This is a genomic window from Dakarella massiliensis, from assembly GCF_001182045.1.
GTDB lineage: Bacteria > Pseudomonadota > Gammaproteobacteria > Burkholderiales > Burkholderiaceae_F > Mesosutterella > Mesosutterella massiliensis.
Genome location: NZ_CVTY01000004.1, coordinates 173422 through 187561 on the forward strand (window position 1 = coordinate 173422; position 14140 = coordinate 187561).

The 14140-nt window shown below is 54.5% G+C and carries 13 protein-coding genes; 7 read left to right on the plus strand and 6 right to left on the minus strand.

Features of this window, described 5'->3' with window-relative positions; translation table 11 throughout:
* Positions 1-197 precede the first annotated feature (197 nt).
* The 4 genes from BN1936_RS00970 to BN1936_RS00985 form a co-directional block, all read right to left on the minus strand.
* The gene (locus BN1936_RS00970) at positions 198-581 is read right to left on the minus strand and encodes a hypothetical protein (RefSeq protein ID WP_049686426.1); all 384 of its coding nucleotides are present in this window, start codon (positions 579-581) and stop codon (positions 198-200) included.
* A 39-nt stretch (positions 582-620) separates the two neighbouring features.
* A complete protein-coding gene (locus tag BN1936_RS00975) occupies positions 621-1127 on the minus strand; it encodes an HMA2 domain-containing protein (RefSeq protein WP_049686427.1) in 507 nt (168 codons plus the stop codon).
* Positions 1124-3217, minus strand: coding sequence for a heavy metal translocating P-type ATPase (locus BN1936_RS00980; RefSeq protein ID WP_049686428.1), 2094 nt, complete (start codon positions 3215-3217; stop codon positions 1124-1126). Before BN1936_RS00980 ends, BN1936_RS00975 begins: the two co-directional genes overlap by 4 nt.
* 131 nt (positions 3218-3348) lie before the next feature.
* Positions 3349-3654, minus strand: coding sequence for a hypothetical protein (locus BN1936_RS00985; protein WP_022443049.1), 306 nt, complete (start codon positions 3652-3654; stop codon positions 3349-3351).
* A 688-nt stretch (positions 3655-4342) separates the two neighbouring features.
* Here BN1936_RS00985 and BN1936_RS00990 point away from each other — a divergent pair.
* The 3 genes from BN1936_RS00990 to BN1936_RS01000 are packed head-to-tail and all read left to right on the plus strand — an operon-like array spanning position 4343 to position 7364.
* Positions 4343-6385 carry a ribonucleoside triphosphate reductase gene (locus BN1936_RS00990; RefSeq protein WP_049686429.1) on the plus strand — a complete coding sequence of 681 codons (2043 nt, stop codon included), beginning with the start codon at positions 4343-4345 and terminating at the stop codon, positions 6383-6385.
* A gap of 35 nt (positions 6386-6420) precedes the next feature.
* The gene (nrdD, locus tag BN1936_RS11800) at positions 6421-6618 is read left to right on the plus strand and encodes an anaerobic ribonucleoside-triphosphate reductase (protein ID WP_049686430.1); all 198 of its coding nucleotides are present in this window, start codon (positions 6421-6423) and stop codon (positions 6616-6618) included.
* 11 nt (positions 6619-6629) lie between these two features.
* Positions 6630-7364, plus strand: coding sequence for an anaerobic ribonucleoside-triphosphate reductase activating protein (locus BN1936_RS01000; RefSeq protein ID WP_022443047.1), 735 nt, complete (start codon positions 6630-6632; stop codon positions 7362-7364).
* 84 nt (positions 7365-7448) lie between these two features.
* Here the strand turns inward: BN1936_RS01000 and BN1936_RS01005 are convergent, their stop codons facing one another.
* On the minus strand, positions 7449-9002 hold the full coding sequence (locus BN1936_RS01005) for a Na+/H+ antiporter NhaC family protein (protein ID WP_022442918.1): 1554 nt from the start codon (positions 9000-9002) through the stop codon (positions 7449-7451).
* 602 nt (positions 9003-9604) lie between these two features.
* Between BN1936_RS01005 and BN1936_RS01010 the strand changes: the two genes are divergently transcribed.
* Positions 9605-9793 carry a hypothetical protein gene (locus tag BN1936_RS01010; RefSeq protein ID WP_022442917.1) on the plus strand — a complete coding sequence of 63 codons (189 nt, stop codon included), beginning with the start codon at positions 9605-9607 and terminating at the stop codon, positions 9791-9793.
* Positions 9794-9930: 137 nt separating this feature from the next.
* Here BN1936_RS01010 and BN1936_RS01015 read toward each other — a convergent pair whose 3' ends face one another.
* Entirely contained in the window at positions 9931-11727 is a 1797-nt protein-coding gene (locus BN1936_RS01015; protein ID WP_148521168.1) for an IS1634 family transposase, read from the minus strand.
* A 470-nt stretch (positions 11728-12197) separates the two neighbouring features.
* On the opposite strand from BN1936_RS01015, the gene BN1936_RS01020 reads away from it, so the two are divergent.
* The 3 genes from BN1936_RS01020 (at position 12198) to BN1936_RS01030 (ending at position 14091) form a co-directional block, all read left to right on the plus strand.
* Positions 12198-12890 (plus strand): nucleoside recognition domain-containing protein, encoded by a 693-nt coding sequence (locus BN1936_RS01020; RefSeq protein ID WP_022443108.1) that lies wholly within the window; start codon positions 12198-12200, stop codon positions 12888-12890.
* Positions 12883-13365: a YjiG family protein gene (locus tag BN1936_RS01025; protein WP_049686431.1), complete on the plus strand. Its 483-nt coding sequence runs from the start codon at positions 12883-12885 to the stop codon at positions 13363-13365. Before BN1936_RS01020 ends, BN1936_RS01025 begins: the two co-directional genes overlap by 8 nt.
* Before the next feature lie 177 nt (positions 13366-13542).
* Positions 13543-14091 carry a DJ-1 family glyoxalase III gene (locus tag BN1936_RS01030; protein WP_022443106.1) on the plus strand — a complete coding sequence of 183 codons (549 nt, stop codon included), beginning with the start codon at positions 13543-13545 and terminating at the stop codon, positions 14089-14091.
* The last annotated feature ends 49 nt before the right edge of the window (positions 14092-14140 follow it).

Sequence of the window (14140 nt, forward strand, 5' to 3'; positions counted from 1 at the left end):
GGGAGCGTCCTCGGCCCCGGCGCATTCATTGCGTGGACGGCTGTTCGAGGGATAACGATAACGCAACAGGGCGTTTTATGCCGGTTTTTTTAGCCCCAGGCTTATCCGAGAGGCGGGTAAAGCCGGGCACTTTCCGTGATGTTCGGAACTGATCAGGCGTGTTTTGGGGGGATTAAAGAAAAGATAGGGATAAAAGCTTAGGTCTTATCTCTTTTTGGGTAATCCGCGGATTTCGAACCGGAATCCGGGGTTTCGGAGGGGGGTTCTGCCGGTTCCGTAACTTCTTCCTCCGGATCCTGACGATGTCTGCCGGCAAGCCCCTCAGCCATCTGTCCAAAGTCTGACATCGCGCCGGTCAGGCTTTCAGTCATGGCCTCGCACCGGCTGATCCAGCCATTGATGGTCTCGCGCAGCAGGATGAGAAAGGCGCGGCACTCTTTCGGCATCAGGAGATAAATCAGGAGCAGACAGACAGTGGCGGCCACAAGCGCTATCAGCACCGCAGCCGCCGCCCATAGCAGAAGGGCGCCGCCAAGAATCGCCGCAATGGCGGTGAGAATTCCCTTCGTCAGTTTTTCCATGCCTAAAGCCTTCCGGGGCCCGCCAGAGCCCCATTCCTATCAGATAACCGTACTTCTGTAGCGTATCAGATGCCAGGCAAGGAAGGCGGTGAAAGCAACACCGGACGCGACATGAAGCGCCATCTTGCCGCCGGGACCGATTCCGGGAACGAGACCGAGCAGCGTGAGCGCGTAGGTAGCGGTCATGGCGCGGTTCACGTTCTGGTTCACGAGCTTGGAGCCGTGGAAGGGATTGAGGTCACCGATCTGGAAACCCTTCGCAGGAGCTCTCTGTCGGGAAGATGCCGACTTCGCCGCGGCCGGTTTCTCCTCAGGAAGAGCGGCAGAGGCGAGGGCCTTCAGCTGCTCGATATCGAGCTTTGCCGGATCCCAGAGCAGGAGGAGGCTCCCAACGCGGGGATTGATTTCCACGGAACGGACGCCTTCAAGCCCCGCGAGGAAAGTTTTCACCTGCTTCACGGTTTCCGCGTTTTTCAGCGCGGCGTGCCGAGCCCGGAGACGCCCCGGGAAGTAGCTTCGGATGCAGTTTTCAAAAGAGTCCGTCATGATGCATTTCCTGTCAGATAATTGCCGCGCATTGAATTCACGCAGACGCCGATCGTGGTGCCGTTATGGAGCAGGGCACCGGCAGCCGGCGTGAGAACATTGGTGAGACCGCCGGCAAGGAAGAGCGTGTTAAGACCGACGCTCGCCTTGAAGTTCGTCTGCACGCGGGTCATGGCGCTGCGTGCGAGACGGATGGCCTTCGGAAGATCGGCGAGGTTATTTGCCGTAAGCACGACGTCCGCGACTTCCTGAGCGATATCCGTTCCGTCGCGGAGCGAAACGCCGACATCAGAGCTCGTGAGGGCCGGAGTGTCGTTGATGCCGTCGCCCACCATGATCACCTTGTAGCCGGCGGCGCGGAGCGCCTTCACGGCGTCAGCCTTGCTTTCCGGGAGCATCTGCGCGCGGAACTCATCAATTCCTAGTCGGGCCGCGATATTCGCCGCGGTTCTCGGGTCGTCGCCAGTCAGCATCACAACTTTCTTGATCCCCAGGCCCTTCAGTTCCCGGATTACTTCCACCGCGTTTTCTTTCGGCGGATCCTCGACCCCGAAGACACCGATCAGTTTCCCGGCATGAGCCATGTAGAGGATGCTCTTGCCCTGGTCTGAAAGCCGGATGATATCGTTATTCATCACGCTGACATCGACATTCTCATCCTCCTCCACAAAGTGGCGGGAGCCAAGAATAATGTCACGCCCTTCAACCCGGGAGCGGATGCCGTGAGCAACGACATACTTCACCTCAGAGTCATGTGCTTCGATCAGATGATCGAGACCGGCTTCGCGCGCCGCCTTCACAATGCTGTGAGAGACGGGGTGCGGGAAATGCTCTTCAAGGCAGGCCGCGACTTTGAGGAGCTCATCCTCACTCCATTCACCGGCCGACACCACGTCCGTGAGGCGCGGGGTAGCCTGAGTAAGCGTTCCGGTCTTATCGAACACCACAACGTCAGCCTCAGCGAGTGACTCGAGATGACGCCCGCCCTTCACGAGAATGTTTTCCCGGGTTCCTTCCTTCATGGCGGAGAGAACACAGAGCGGCGTGGAGAGTCTGAGCGCGCAGCTGTAGTCAACGAGGAGCACGGATGCGGTGCGGGTGAGATTCCGCGTAAAGAGGAACACGAGACCAGCAAGAAGGAAGTTGAACGGCACAATCGCGTCCGCCAGATGATCCATCCGGCTTTCGATCCCTGACTTCTGACGCTCACTTTCATCAATAAAGCGGGCAATCTGATTCAGGCGGGAATTCTCGACAGATCCGGTCGGACGGATATCGACTTCACCCTCTTCAACCACGGTACCCGCGAACACGGGCATACCCTTCGCTTTGCGGACCGGCAGAGGTTCTCCCGTCATCGTTGACTGGTTGACGAAGGCTTCACCCGAAACCACGGTGCCGTCAACCGGAATGGCGGCGCCTGAGCGCGCCACGATGAATTCGTCGTCATTCAGAAGCTGAATGCTCTTCTGACGCACACTGCCATCGGGTTCGCGCACCCAGACCGTGTTCACTCGGACCGTGAGCTGCTCGGCAAGCGAATCCAGAGACTTTTTCTTCGTCGCCTTTTCGAGCATGTCGCCGAGACCGAGGAGGAGGATCACGAGACCGGCGGTCCCAAAGTCCCGCATCAGAAGCGAAATACCGACCGCTGAGGCGTCCAGTACCTCAACATTCAGTTTTCCTTTCAGGAGTTCGCTGATTCCCCGGCCGATGAACGGAATGGATCCGATGGCGGTATGAATCGTGTTCCAGAGTGTAGGAAGCAGAGGACGCACGAAAACATAGCGTTCAAGCGGCCACCAGTTGTAGTCGGGATCCTTAGGCGCAAGCCCTCGCTGGGCTGAGGCGGGGCGGGGCGGCGCGGCTTCGGTGCGGATGCCAGCGAGCGCGTCAACCGCGGTGAGCAGCCCCTGCTCCGTGGAATAGGTGATAAGAATGGAGCCGCAGCGCGGGCTCACCCGGACACCTTCGACGCCGGCGATCGCGTCGAGTTTTTCGGCGATCGTTTCAGCGAGACTTCGGGTGAAGCAGTTCGCTGACCTCCAGCGGATGCGTCCCGGGATGTGATGGACAACGGTGAGATTCATGCGGAAAAGGTCCTTCTGTGTGTTTCGGCCTGCACAAAATAAAACGGAGCCGGGCTTTCGCCTGGCTCCATCACACCTTCTGATTGCAGCTTTCAGGGGAAAGCCGGTCGGTATTGCTTACGGACCCGGTATCAGGCAGCAGCGGGCTTTTCAGCAGCGGGCTGCGCGGGAGCGGCTTCCTGAAGCACCGGTTCCTTATCGGAACGGCGTTCTTCAGACTTCGCCTGGGCTTCGGCGAGCACGTCAGAAATATCCTCACGGGCAGCGTCAACCTTCTCGAGAACCTTCTCGCGGACGTCATAGCCGCGGGAAAGGAGATCAGAGGCGATAGGCTTGATGCCCTTCAGCTTGCCGCGGGAAACCACGGTAGCACCGATAGCACCGATAGCGATGCCGCCAAGGAGGAAGAGTCCGCACTTCACGACTTCACGGTTCATTTTGTTCTGGCCTTTATAGAGTAGATAGATTTTGTGCTGAGGCGCCTCTTCGTCTCCCTTGAAAGGAGATGATTGTGAGAAGCGTTTTTATTCGCTACATTCTACCGAAGAAAAATATTTCTGGTAACTGCCCCATTTTTTAGCACAGATGGCGACAAACAGGCAATCTGTGCTGAAGAGTTACTCAGAGGGGGTATCTGGCCTGGTTGTCAGAAAAGCGATGCTATCGGGTGAAAGAGAAGGGGGATTGGAAGGGAAAAGGCAAAAAAAACCGGGCTTGCAGGTAAGCCCGGACACCAAGAAAAGCATGGTTCACTTTATACATAGCGGAAGCAGTAGCGCTGCCGCCGCCAGCCCCTCGAAAGGAACCACGCAGGGAGAAACATCAGATTGTCCGCAATAACCCATCACGGTTCTGACGTAAGGAATTGTACGTATCGATAGGTAAAATATAATAAGTGAAAACCCTATAAAAGAGAGGATTCGGGATTTAAGCAGTAGAATCAATGTGTAGCGGTACTCCCCCTTTTGACTACAACCTAAGGCCAGATAACGCATCAAAGCTATGATGATATAGTAAACAGAAAAAAGCACAATAAATGGTGTTTTTCGCGTTTCCATTCGCTATCAATGGTGTTTATGCGGATTTCACTTCTGTTTAAAACACAATGATCTCAGGGGACTCAGCATGACAGTGGAACTTGAGCCGCGCCATATTATCAAGCGCGACGGCAGCATCCGTGATTTTGACGCGGACAAGATCGTGATCGCGATCGCGAAGGCGGGCAAGGCAACCGGAGAAATCACGGCTGAAGGCGCGAAACGCCTGACGGAAACCGAGGTGATGCCCCGGATCCGGGCTCTGAAAACCGAAACGCCGGATATTGAGAAAGTTCAGGACGCTGTCGAACAGTCGATCTTCGCGGGCGGCTTTTTCAAGACGCTCCGCGCCTACATCGTTTATCGCGAGCAGCATGCGAAACAGCGCGATGCGAAGCACAGCTGGATTGATGTTGAGTCCTCGATCAATGAGTATCTGAATCAGCTTGACTGGCGCGTGAACGCCAACGCGAATCAGGGCTACTCGCTTGGTGGCCTGATTCTGAATGTGTCAGGTAAGGTCGTCGCGAACTACTGGCTGAATTCGATCTACGCTCCGGAGATTGGGCTCGCCCACCGGAACGGCGATCTTCATATCCACGATCTCGATATGCTGTCCGGCTACTGCGCCGGCTGGTCGCTCCGTACGCTTCTGCAGGAAGGCCTGAATGGCGTTCCCGGGAAGGTGGAAGCCGGTGCGCCGAAGCATTTTTCTTCCGCCGCCGGTCAGATCGTGAATTTCCTTGGCACGATGCAGAACGAGTGGGCGGGTGCGCAGGCATTTTCTTCGTTTGACACCTATATGGCCCCTTACATCCGTAAGGACAATCTGCCGTACGAGGAGGTTCTTCAGAGCATTCAGGAACTGATTTACAACCTGAATGTGCCCTCCCGCTGGGGCACGCAGACGCCGTTTACGAATCTCACGTTTGACTGGGTGTGTCCGGAGGATCTGAGAAATCAGCATCCGGTGATCGCGGGCGAGGAGCAGCCCTTCACCTATGGCGAACTGAAGCCCGAAATGGACATGATCAACCGGGCCTATATTGAGGTCATGATGAAGGGGGACTCGAAGGGCCGTGTCTTCACGTTCCCGATCCCGACCTACAACATCACCAAGGATTTCGACTGGGACAGCCCAAATACCCTGCTCCTCTTCCGGATGACGGCGAAGTATGGTCTTCCGTATTTCCAGAACTTCATCAATTCGGATCTGAAACCGAACATGATCCGCTCGATGTGCTGCCGTCTGCAGCTTGATCTGCGGGAGCTTCTGAAGCGCGGCAACGGTCTCTTCGGTTCCGCGGAGCAGACGGGATCCATCGGTGTGGTCACGATCAACTGCGCGCGGCTTGGCTATCTCTTCAAGTCCGATGGGGAAGGCCTCTATAAGCGCCTTGATCACCTGCTGGAAATGGCCCGTGATTCGCTTGAAGTGAAGAGAAAGGTGATCCAGCGCTACATGGATCAGGGGCTCTTTCCGTACACCAAGCGTTACCTCGGCACGCTCCGCAATCATTTCTCCACGATCGGCGTGAACGGCATGAATGAAATGATCCGGAATTTCACTAACGATGAACATGACATCACGGATGACTGGGGGCACGCTTTCGCGCTGAAGATTCTGGATCACGTCCGGAGCCGCATGGTCGAGTTCCAAACCGAAACCGGGCACATGTATAACCTCGAAGCGACGCCTGCTGAGGGGACGACTTACCGGTTCGCGAAGGAAGATAAGAAACGCTTCCCCGATATTCTTCAGGCGGGCACTCCGGAGCATCCGTACTACACGAACAGCTCCCAGCTTCCGGTCGGATATACGGATGATCCGTTCCTCGCTCTTGAAATGCAGGATGACCTGCAGAAGAAATACACCGGCGGCACGGTTCTGCATCTTTATATGAATGAGGCGGTGTCGTCCGCTGAAGCCTGCAGAGAGCTCGTGCGGCGTGTTCTGACGACATTCCGCCTGCCGTACATTACGGTGACCCCGACCTTCTCAATCTGCCCGAAGCATGGGTATATCTCAGGGCGTCATGATTTCTGCCCGTACTGCGACGCTGAGCTTCTCGCGAAGAAGAAAGCGGAAGCGGCCGTGGCAAATGCCTCGCAGGCTGCCAAGACTGCGTAGGCTGACTAGACTTTGAATAGTGAAACAGGAGACGAATGATGGAAGAAAAATCCTCTGAAGTGGTTCTGAAAGATTCCGAGCGTCAGAAGTGCGAAGTGTGGACCCGCGTGATGGGATATCACCGTCCGGTGCAGTCCTTCAATAAAGGCAAGGTCGGCGAATTTCTCGAGCGGAAGTTCTTCACGGAAGAGCGCTGCGGTCTTGCCCGTCCGGCTGAAAAGGCGCATGCCTGAGGGATGGAGGCATGACGCCTGAAAGAGGTCCTGAGGGACTACGGGTCGGAGCGATCACGTCATTTACGACGATCGACTTCCCGGGGAAACTGGCGGCAGTCGCTTTTATTCAGGGCTGCCCCTGGGACTGCACGTATTGCCAGAATCCCTGGCTGCGCCCCTTTAAATTTGACCCGCAGTATGAGCATGAGAGCTGGGAGTCGCTTGCCGAGCTTCTCAGACGCAGAAAGGGGCTTCTGGATGGTGTTGTTTTTTCCGGCGGTGAACCGCTCTCGGATCCCGCACTGCCGGCGGCAGTAAAGGCAGTGAAGTCACAGGGATTTCTGGTGGCGGTGCACACGTCGGGTGCTTACCCTGCAGTTCTGAAGGAAATCCTTCCCGATATCGACTGGGTTGGGCTTGATATCAAGGCACTGCTCACCGATCCGGAGACTTTCAGGAACATTATCCGGGTTGGCGCAGGGGAAGAGAAAACGCTCGACAGTCTGGATATTCTGAAGGCTTCAGGTGTTGCCTTTGAATGCCGCACCACCTGTCACCCGGATTTTCTTTCTGAGGATCAGCTGCTCGAGATCGGTACGTCACTGGCGGCTAAGGGCGTGAAGTCCTATGCGCTGCAGCCCTTCCGTGTGCCGCCGGGATTTGAGTCCGAATCACTGTACTCTAACTGCCCACCGGATTATCCAAGTCCGGATCTTCAGGCAAAACTGAGATCGCTTTTTCCGCAGTTTGCCGTAAGACGCTAGAAATTTTCTGAGGAGAGAAAAAGGGGCCGGATTCCAATCAGGAATCCGGCCCCTTTTATTCAGTGTTTCAGCCGAAGCGGATTTTTACGCCTGAGCTTTCACAGCTTTGGAGTGACGCAGATGAAGCATCGTCACAGCAACCAGCATGAGAACCACAGCTGTGCCGAAGGAGGCGATCCAGGAGCCGTGAGTGAAACCGGCAACCAGATACCCGGCCATCGCGCAGGTAGCCACCGTGAGTGAATATGGAAGCTGTGTGGATACGTGGTCTATGTGGTTACACCCGGAACCCGCTGAGGAAAGAATCGTGGTGTCTGAAATCGGCGAGCAGTGGTCTCCGAAGACGGAGCCCGCGAGCGTAGCGGAGAGCGCCACGATCATCATGTCCGGCATGACAGAGTGGGTGATCGGAACCATGATCGGGATCAGAATGCCGAACGTGCCCCAGGCCGTGCCGGTCGAGAAGGAGAGGAACGCGGCAATCACAAAGATGGCGGCCGGAAGGAAGAGCGCAGTGGCGGAACCCGACTGCACCAGCCCCTGGATGAACTGCGGGGTCTGAAGCATATCGCGGCAGACACCGGACAGAGCCCAGGCGAGCACAAGAATCATGTTCGCGGGAAGCATCACCTTCACACCTTCAACGAACCCATCCATATAGGTCTTGAAGGACATCACCTTGCGGCTGAGGAACATGATGAGCGTCACGATGTGAGCGCCGAAGCAGGCCCAGACAAGAGCGGTGGAAGCGGAGGTATTGCCGAGCGCGGCGAACACCGTGTGGAACTTGGGATCCTTGCCCCAGTAACCGCCCGAGTAAAGCAGACAGAAGACCGCGAAGCAGATGAGAGCGATGATCGGCACCAGCATGTCGGCAACCGTACCCTTTTCTCCGGCCCGGTCCAGAGCGTCAGACTTCACAACACCGGTGCCGGCGCCGTTATCGATCCCTTCACGGGCACGCTTTTCAAACGCCTTCATCGGACCGATATCGTAGCTTGTCCAGCTGATGAAGAGGGCAAGACCGATCGCGAGCAGCGCGTAAAAATTCCACGGAATGGCAGCAACAAAAGCGGCGAGATCGTTCTCAAAAGCGCCCGTGGTCTTCAGAGAGGAGCCGACAGCGGCTGCCCATGAGGAAATCGGGGCGATGATGCAGACAGGCGCAGCGGTCGTGTCGACGAGATAGGCGAGCTTTGCGCGGGAGATGCGGTGGGCGTCCGTCACAGGTCGCATCACCGTACCGGTCGTGAGGCAGGAGAAGTAGTCGTCAATGAAGATGCAGATACCAAGACCGGTCGTCGACATCAGAGCGCCGCGGCGGGATTTGATTTTGCTGAGAGCCCAGTTCCCGTAGGCCTTGGTGGCTCCTGAGAGCGAGATGCAGTACACCAGGGCGCCAAGCATTGACGTAAAGAGGATGATGGTGAAGTCAAGCTTATTCACCATGATTCCGAAGGTGGCGGACACGGTTCCCATGACAGGGTTCGCGCCGGTTCCGATGGCCCAGATAAGCGATCCGGACAGAACACCGAGCAGCAGCGAGGACAGCACTTCTTTGGTTACAAGAGCGAGTCCGATTGCGATGATGGGAGGCAGAATCGACAGCCACCCGGCGGCGTAAGGGGCGATCTCCATTTATTTATCCTATTAGAGGCAGTCTGGCCGGAAGTCCCCGTGCGGCTAGAGTCTGGACGGGGGGTGCAATCCGGCGATGTTAACTGCGATTCTACTTAGCTTGAAAATGAATGTGAACATCGTTTCGATACCAATACCAAACTTTAAAATTGAAAAAATTTATTAAAAATATGTTTTTTAAAGATTTATTGGTATAATAGGAGTTGTCCCAATATTTCTTTTTTCTCTCAGGGACGAGTAGATCATCTTAGGCGGTAACCCTGAAAAAGGGCTCTCTGAAACCGTCAGCCCATCGAGCAGCAGACATCTGCTGAATAAAGTGCAGACCGGATCCGGTCGAAAATCTGTGCATTCACTCAAGAGAAAAATACGGCAGAACGCCTCCTGAGACAGGCGGGCTGCTCCTGTAAAACCCTCACTGTTGTATTTGCTTTTTCCGCCCGCCTTTGCCGGCGGAAAGATCCTGTAACGGCTGTCACGATGCAGTCATCAAAATGCCTCAGGATCTTCATAAAAGAGGGCTATAAATAGATTCGTCGGATGAAACCGCAAACCACGCCAGAAAAGCAGGCGTACAAAAATAAATATAAGGAAGTGAAAAAATGACTAACTATCAGTATGAAGACAAGAAGACGAACAACCTCGTGAAGCAGGTAGTCGGAACTCTTTCCCGCCGGATGGGCCTGAACGGCCGGTCTGAGAGCGGGATCAAGATGAAGACCGCTGAGGATCTCGCCTGGCGCGAATCGATCCGCAGCATTGACCTCGCTTACGGGACTGGTTCTCTCTAAGCAACTGATTCCTCCCTAGGTGAGGAATCCACTGGGGGCGGACGAAACCAAGGTTCGTCCCCTGAGAATTCAATGAAAACCCTGTTCAGAAATGAACAGGGTTTTTTCGTTACTACCTGAACTCCCGTGACATAGTTCTATATTGACTTAAACGTCATGGGAGGTTTAGGCAGGTTTAAAAGCTCAAGCATGTCTTGGGCTTTTTTCGTCAGAGGCTCCACAACCCATGTAGCTCTCGTTGGTGCCCTCACCGCTCTGATCCTCTTCAATGCGGCCAGTAACTTTTCCACCGAGTTATCGGGGAGTTTTAATTCCTGAGTTTCTCTTTTTTTAGCCTGCACTGTTATAGCCATCCTCAGAGACTGAGCGATTATGTGTACCATCAATTTGCCCATGTAAGAGGTTTGGGTTGCCTGCAGTCGGTCTCCTCCGTTAAGGACTTTAAACTGTCGGAAAGCCACCTCAACGATATTCCTGCGCCTGTAAATTCTTAGAGCCTCGATCGGATCTTCGAGCCAGTCGCTGCGGATAACAAAGCAGCCGGCAGTGCGTTCCCAGAGTCTGAGAGCCTCGAGGTTTTTCTCCCATATTTTCCTTTCCTTGCCGTCTTGCTCTTCTTTGCACTCAGTTATGAAGCGGGCAGCGAAGTTCCAGTCATCTCGATCTACGACTTTTCCATCGCGTTTTTTATCTAAGACCTTATCTATTTTCTTTAGTAGCTGCTTCTGCTGAGAGAGCGCAATTTCCGGGAACCGATACAGATGCACGAAGCAGTCACGATTTACTGAGCCGGCCTCTGTGTTTTGCTTCCAGTCTTCTTTTATGGTTCGGCAATAAACTTCATACTCACTGTTGTAAAAAGCGAGGTCGCAAAGTGCTTCACGGAACTTTGTAAATTTATCTTTTAAACCCTTTTCCACGATAGGAACGCCGGCGACGAAGCTGACATCGGTATTAAAAAGATTCTGAAGATTCATTAGGGAAGAGTAACCCCGGTCGGTCACCAGGACTGTCTCGTCAAGATCAAAGCCGTAGCTTTTCATCTGAGCCAGGATGGATTTGTAGACCGACTTATCGGTTATCGAGCCTTCGTCTTCTCTGGCATAGCAGACGTCTCCGTTCAAGAAATCCACGGCAAGCGTAAGGTTTATCTGTTTGAGTTCAGGATTCTGTTTGGCGTGCCCGTAAGCCGCATCCTCGATTGTCATAGAGAAGGTACTTATTGCCGTGGAGTCCAGCGCCATATACATCTTTTGCAGAGTTGAAGGCGGCATGGCCGAGCCCTGCTTCTGAGCCTTTTGTTTTATTTCCTCAAGCCATTTCTGATAATTCTGCTTGGATCGGTCAAATCGTAAACGGAAATAATTAACCATGTCCTCATGGTCGACTTGAGCAAGCAGTTCGCTGATGCGCTGAGAGCTTAAAGGAGCGCTTACAGGAAGCCAGTTGTCGGGAAGCCAGTCTTCATAGCCGTTCATGGCGCCCCCGTCTAAGAGCTGATAGACGGCCAAAGCCAGAAGGCCGGTTCCTAATTGTTTTCCGAACGCCGCCTGCAGGTTTTGCAGAATTCGGTTCTTGGAGGCGAACTGCCAAAGGGCCCAGGTGGCAGCGTAAGAAAGGTTGTTTGAAGCCCATGACTGCTCGCGCTGTTGAACTTCTTCTGCAGCATCCTGCTCGGATCTTTCAACGAGGGTACGATTTTCAAAGTAAAGCGTCTTGCCTTCATACTCAGGATGATTGGATAAGTACTTTTTGCCCAGTCTAAGTCTTCCGGTTGCTTCATTGAGCGTGCCGACATAAATCCTTTTGGCAATTCTTGACTGTTTCTTCACCGGATCCCACTCATTTCTATAGCCATAAACATAGGTGGAATCTCCTTTTCTGAAGGTGGAGAAACGGAAATGGTTGTCTGGTAGAGTTCTTGGTCGAGCCATAATAGTCTTTATCAATATTTATAGACTATAATACTAAGAATTACCCTTAATGTCAATCTCAACTATTTAAATTTACTAGGAATTTTTTCCAGAATGAAAAAATCCCGGAGCTATGTTCCGGGAGTTTGGGTTACTACATGGTATTCCGGTATGCCTGTGGGGACAGAGACCCCGGAAATTCAGACAGATTCTTTCTTGACTCAGCGTATGACTCTCATTATTCTTCGATTTCTAGCTGTCCCTTCATAGTTCAGACAGCTGGATGCGGCTTCAGCTGTTTTTTCAGCTGAAATAAGAGCTTACAAAGTCAAGCCGCAGCCCTAGAGAGTCTCCGCCCGGGAAAGGCGGGGACCAAAACGACCTGCGGGCGACCTTTTTCGGGCGACTCGCAGATATTTCTTCATTCTTCTGTCCGTAAGTCCGCTTCGATGCAGTTACGCCGAAGCAGATTTTGCTCAGGGAGCTCATTCATGTCTGATGCAAAAGTAGAAACAAACGCTGCTGAACAGGCGCCTCAGACACACGAGAACAAGCTGCCGGGAATTGGGGCGTTTATCGCCTTTCTTCTCGCTGTGATTATGTTCTCCGGTGTGTTTGCCAAGATGCCTGATGCCTACAAGTGGCTTTCCGCCCTTGACTTCTCGACCCTCGTCGGCAAGTTCGGCACAATCGTCGATAAGGCGAATCTCGTGGGTCACGGCGGCAACGGTGCCCGCGGCGGCTTCCTCTTCGGTCTTTCCCTCGTTCCGGGCGTGATGTTCGCTCTCGGCATGATTGAAGTCCTCGCTCACTACGGCGCTCTCCGTGCCGCTCAGTTCCTGATGACTCCGCTTCTCAAGCCGCTCCTTGGTCTTCCGGGTCTGACGGGCCTTGCCCTGATTACCGACCTTCAGTCGACTGACGCCGGCGCCGGTCTCACGAAGGGTCTCTATGACGACGGTCTGATCAACAGTAAGCAGCTTGTCACGATGTGCGCCTGGCAGTACGCGGGCGCTGGCTGCATCAGCAACTACATGACTACCGTGGTTGGCGGCCTCATCGCCTGGTTCCTCGTACCGATCTGGGTCCCGATGGTGGTTTTCCTCGTCCTGAAGTTTGTCGGCGCGATGCTTGTTCGCTTCGTGCTCTCGACCGTTTATAAGAAGGACTTCGCAAATGAGTAATAACAACGCAGCTCAGGCCGAAAAAGTTTCCCAGAATCCGTTTGATATCTTTATCGTCGGCTGCCGCAAGGGCTGGAATCTCGGCGTCTTCAACCTGATCCCGAACGTGCTGATGGCGTTCGTGCTCACCTACATGCTGACGATCTTCGGCGTGATGGATTGGATCGGCAATACCTGCGGCGGGTTCATGGCGGTCTTCGGTCTGCCGGGCAAGGCGATTCTCGTGCTCTGCGCCACGTGGCTCTCCTGCGGCGCTGGTGTCGGTGTCGCTGCCGCTCTTGCGACGGACGGTTCCCTGAACGCTAATGACATCACGATTCTGCTTCCCGCCCTCATTCTGATGGCGTCGCAGATCCAGTACATGGGCCGTCTCCTCGGCATCACGGACTGCCCGAAGAAGTACTGGCCGGTTCTGATGGTGAACTCGGTTCTGATGGCCTTCATCAGTATGGAAGTGATGCACTTCTTTATCTGATGAAGCTTCAGGATTCGCTCAGGTCCAGAGCGAATCACGAAAAGCCAGAAATGCCCGGCCCCTGAATCAGGTGGCCGGGCATTGTTTTTGTGCCCCTCCGCTCCATCTCTCCTACTCGGAGCGCGGCCGATAAAATACCGGCAGCACTTATATAAAACACCTGGAGGTATCGGCAAGATGTCACATGCATTGGTTTTCATTGCGGACGGTTTTGAGGAAATCGAGGCACTGACTTCCGTTGACCCGCTCCGCCGGGGCGGCGTAGACGTAAAAACGGTTTCCGTGGGCGGCGGAAATCTGAGAAAGGGAGCTCACGGTGTTCAGATTCTCTGCGATACGCTGCTCTCCTCTGCTGACTGGGATCAGGCCGATATGCTCGTCCTGCCGGGCGGGTGGCCGGGCGCGGAGAACCTCGGTCAGGATACGGTTCTCACGGGGAAACTGAAGGAATTCGCGGATGATCCGAAGAAATGGGTGGCCGCGATCTGTGCCGCGCCTTACGTGCTTGGCGGTCTCGGGCTGCTTCGCGGCAAGCGCGCGACCTGCTATCCGGGTTTTGAAAAGTACCTTGAGGGAGCCGAAGTGACCGGAGGCCGTGTTGAGCGCGACGGGCATATCATCACGGGCCGCGGGCCGGGCACAGCCTCAGATTTCGCACTTGAGCTTGTTGAGGTGCTTGAGGGGAAGGACAAGGCGGAAGACGTCCGCGACGGCCTCGCCGGCTGATCGGAACTCAGAAGAGAAAAGTCTCCGGAAATTCCGTTTTTTCGGTTTC

Excerpts from the sequence above, each read along its gene's own strand:
- BN1936_RS01030 (WP_022443106.1), top strand. The coding sequence starts at position 13,543 with ATGTCACATGCATTGGTTTTCATTGCGGACGGTTTTGAGGAAATCGAG.
- BN1936_RS01005 (WP_022442918.1), bottom strand. The coding sequence starts at position 9,002 with ATGGAGATCGCCCCTTACGCCGCCGGGTGGCTGTCGATTCTGCCTCCC.
- nrdD (WP_049686430.1), top strand. The coding sequence starts at position 6,421 with ATGATGGAAGAAAAATCCTCTGAAGTGGTTCTGAAAGATTCCGAGCGT.
- BN1936_RS01020 (WP_022443108.1), top strand. The coding sequence starts at position 12,198 with ATGTCTGATGCAAAAGTAGAAACAAACGCTGCTGAACAGGCGCCTCAG.
- BN1936_RS01010 (WP_022442917.1), top strand. The coding sequence starts at position 9,605 with ATGACTAACTATCAGTATGAAGACAAGAAGACGAACAACCTCGTGAAG.
- BN1936_RS01000 (WP_022443047.1), top strand. The coding sequence starts at position 6,630 with ATGACGCCTGAAAGAGGTCCTGAGGGACTACGGGTCGGAGCGATCACG.
- BN1936_RS00975 (WP_049686427.1), bottom strand. The coding sequence starts at position 1,127 with ATGACGGACTCTTTTGAAAACTGCATCCGAAGCTACTTCCCGGGGCGT.
- BN1936_RS00980 (WP_049686428.1), bottom strand. The coding sequence starts at position 3,217 with ATGAATCTCACCGTTGTCCATCACATCCCGGGACGCATCCGCTGGAGG.
- BN1936_RS01015 (WP_148521168.1), bottom strand. The coding sequence starts at position 11,727 with ATGGCTCGACCAAGAACTCTACCAGACAACCATTTCCGTTTCTCCACC.
- BN1936_RS00990 (WP_049686429.1), top strand. The coding sequence starts at position 4,343 with ATGACAGTGGAACTTGAGCCGCGCCATATTATCAAGCGCGACGGCAGC.
- BN1936_RS00970 (WP_049686426.1), bottom strand. The coding sequence starts at position 581 with ATGGAAAAACTGACGAAGGGAATTCTCACCGCCATTGCGGCGATTCTT.
- BN1936_RS00985 (WP_022443049.1), bottom strand. The coding sequence starts at position 3,654 with ATGAACCGTGAAGTCGTGAAGTGCGGACTCTTCCTCCTTGGCGGCATC.
- BN1936_RS01025 (WP_049686431.1), top strand. The coding sequence starts at position 12,883 with ATGAGTAATAACAACGCAGCTCAGGCCGAAAAAGTTTCCCAGAATCCG.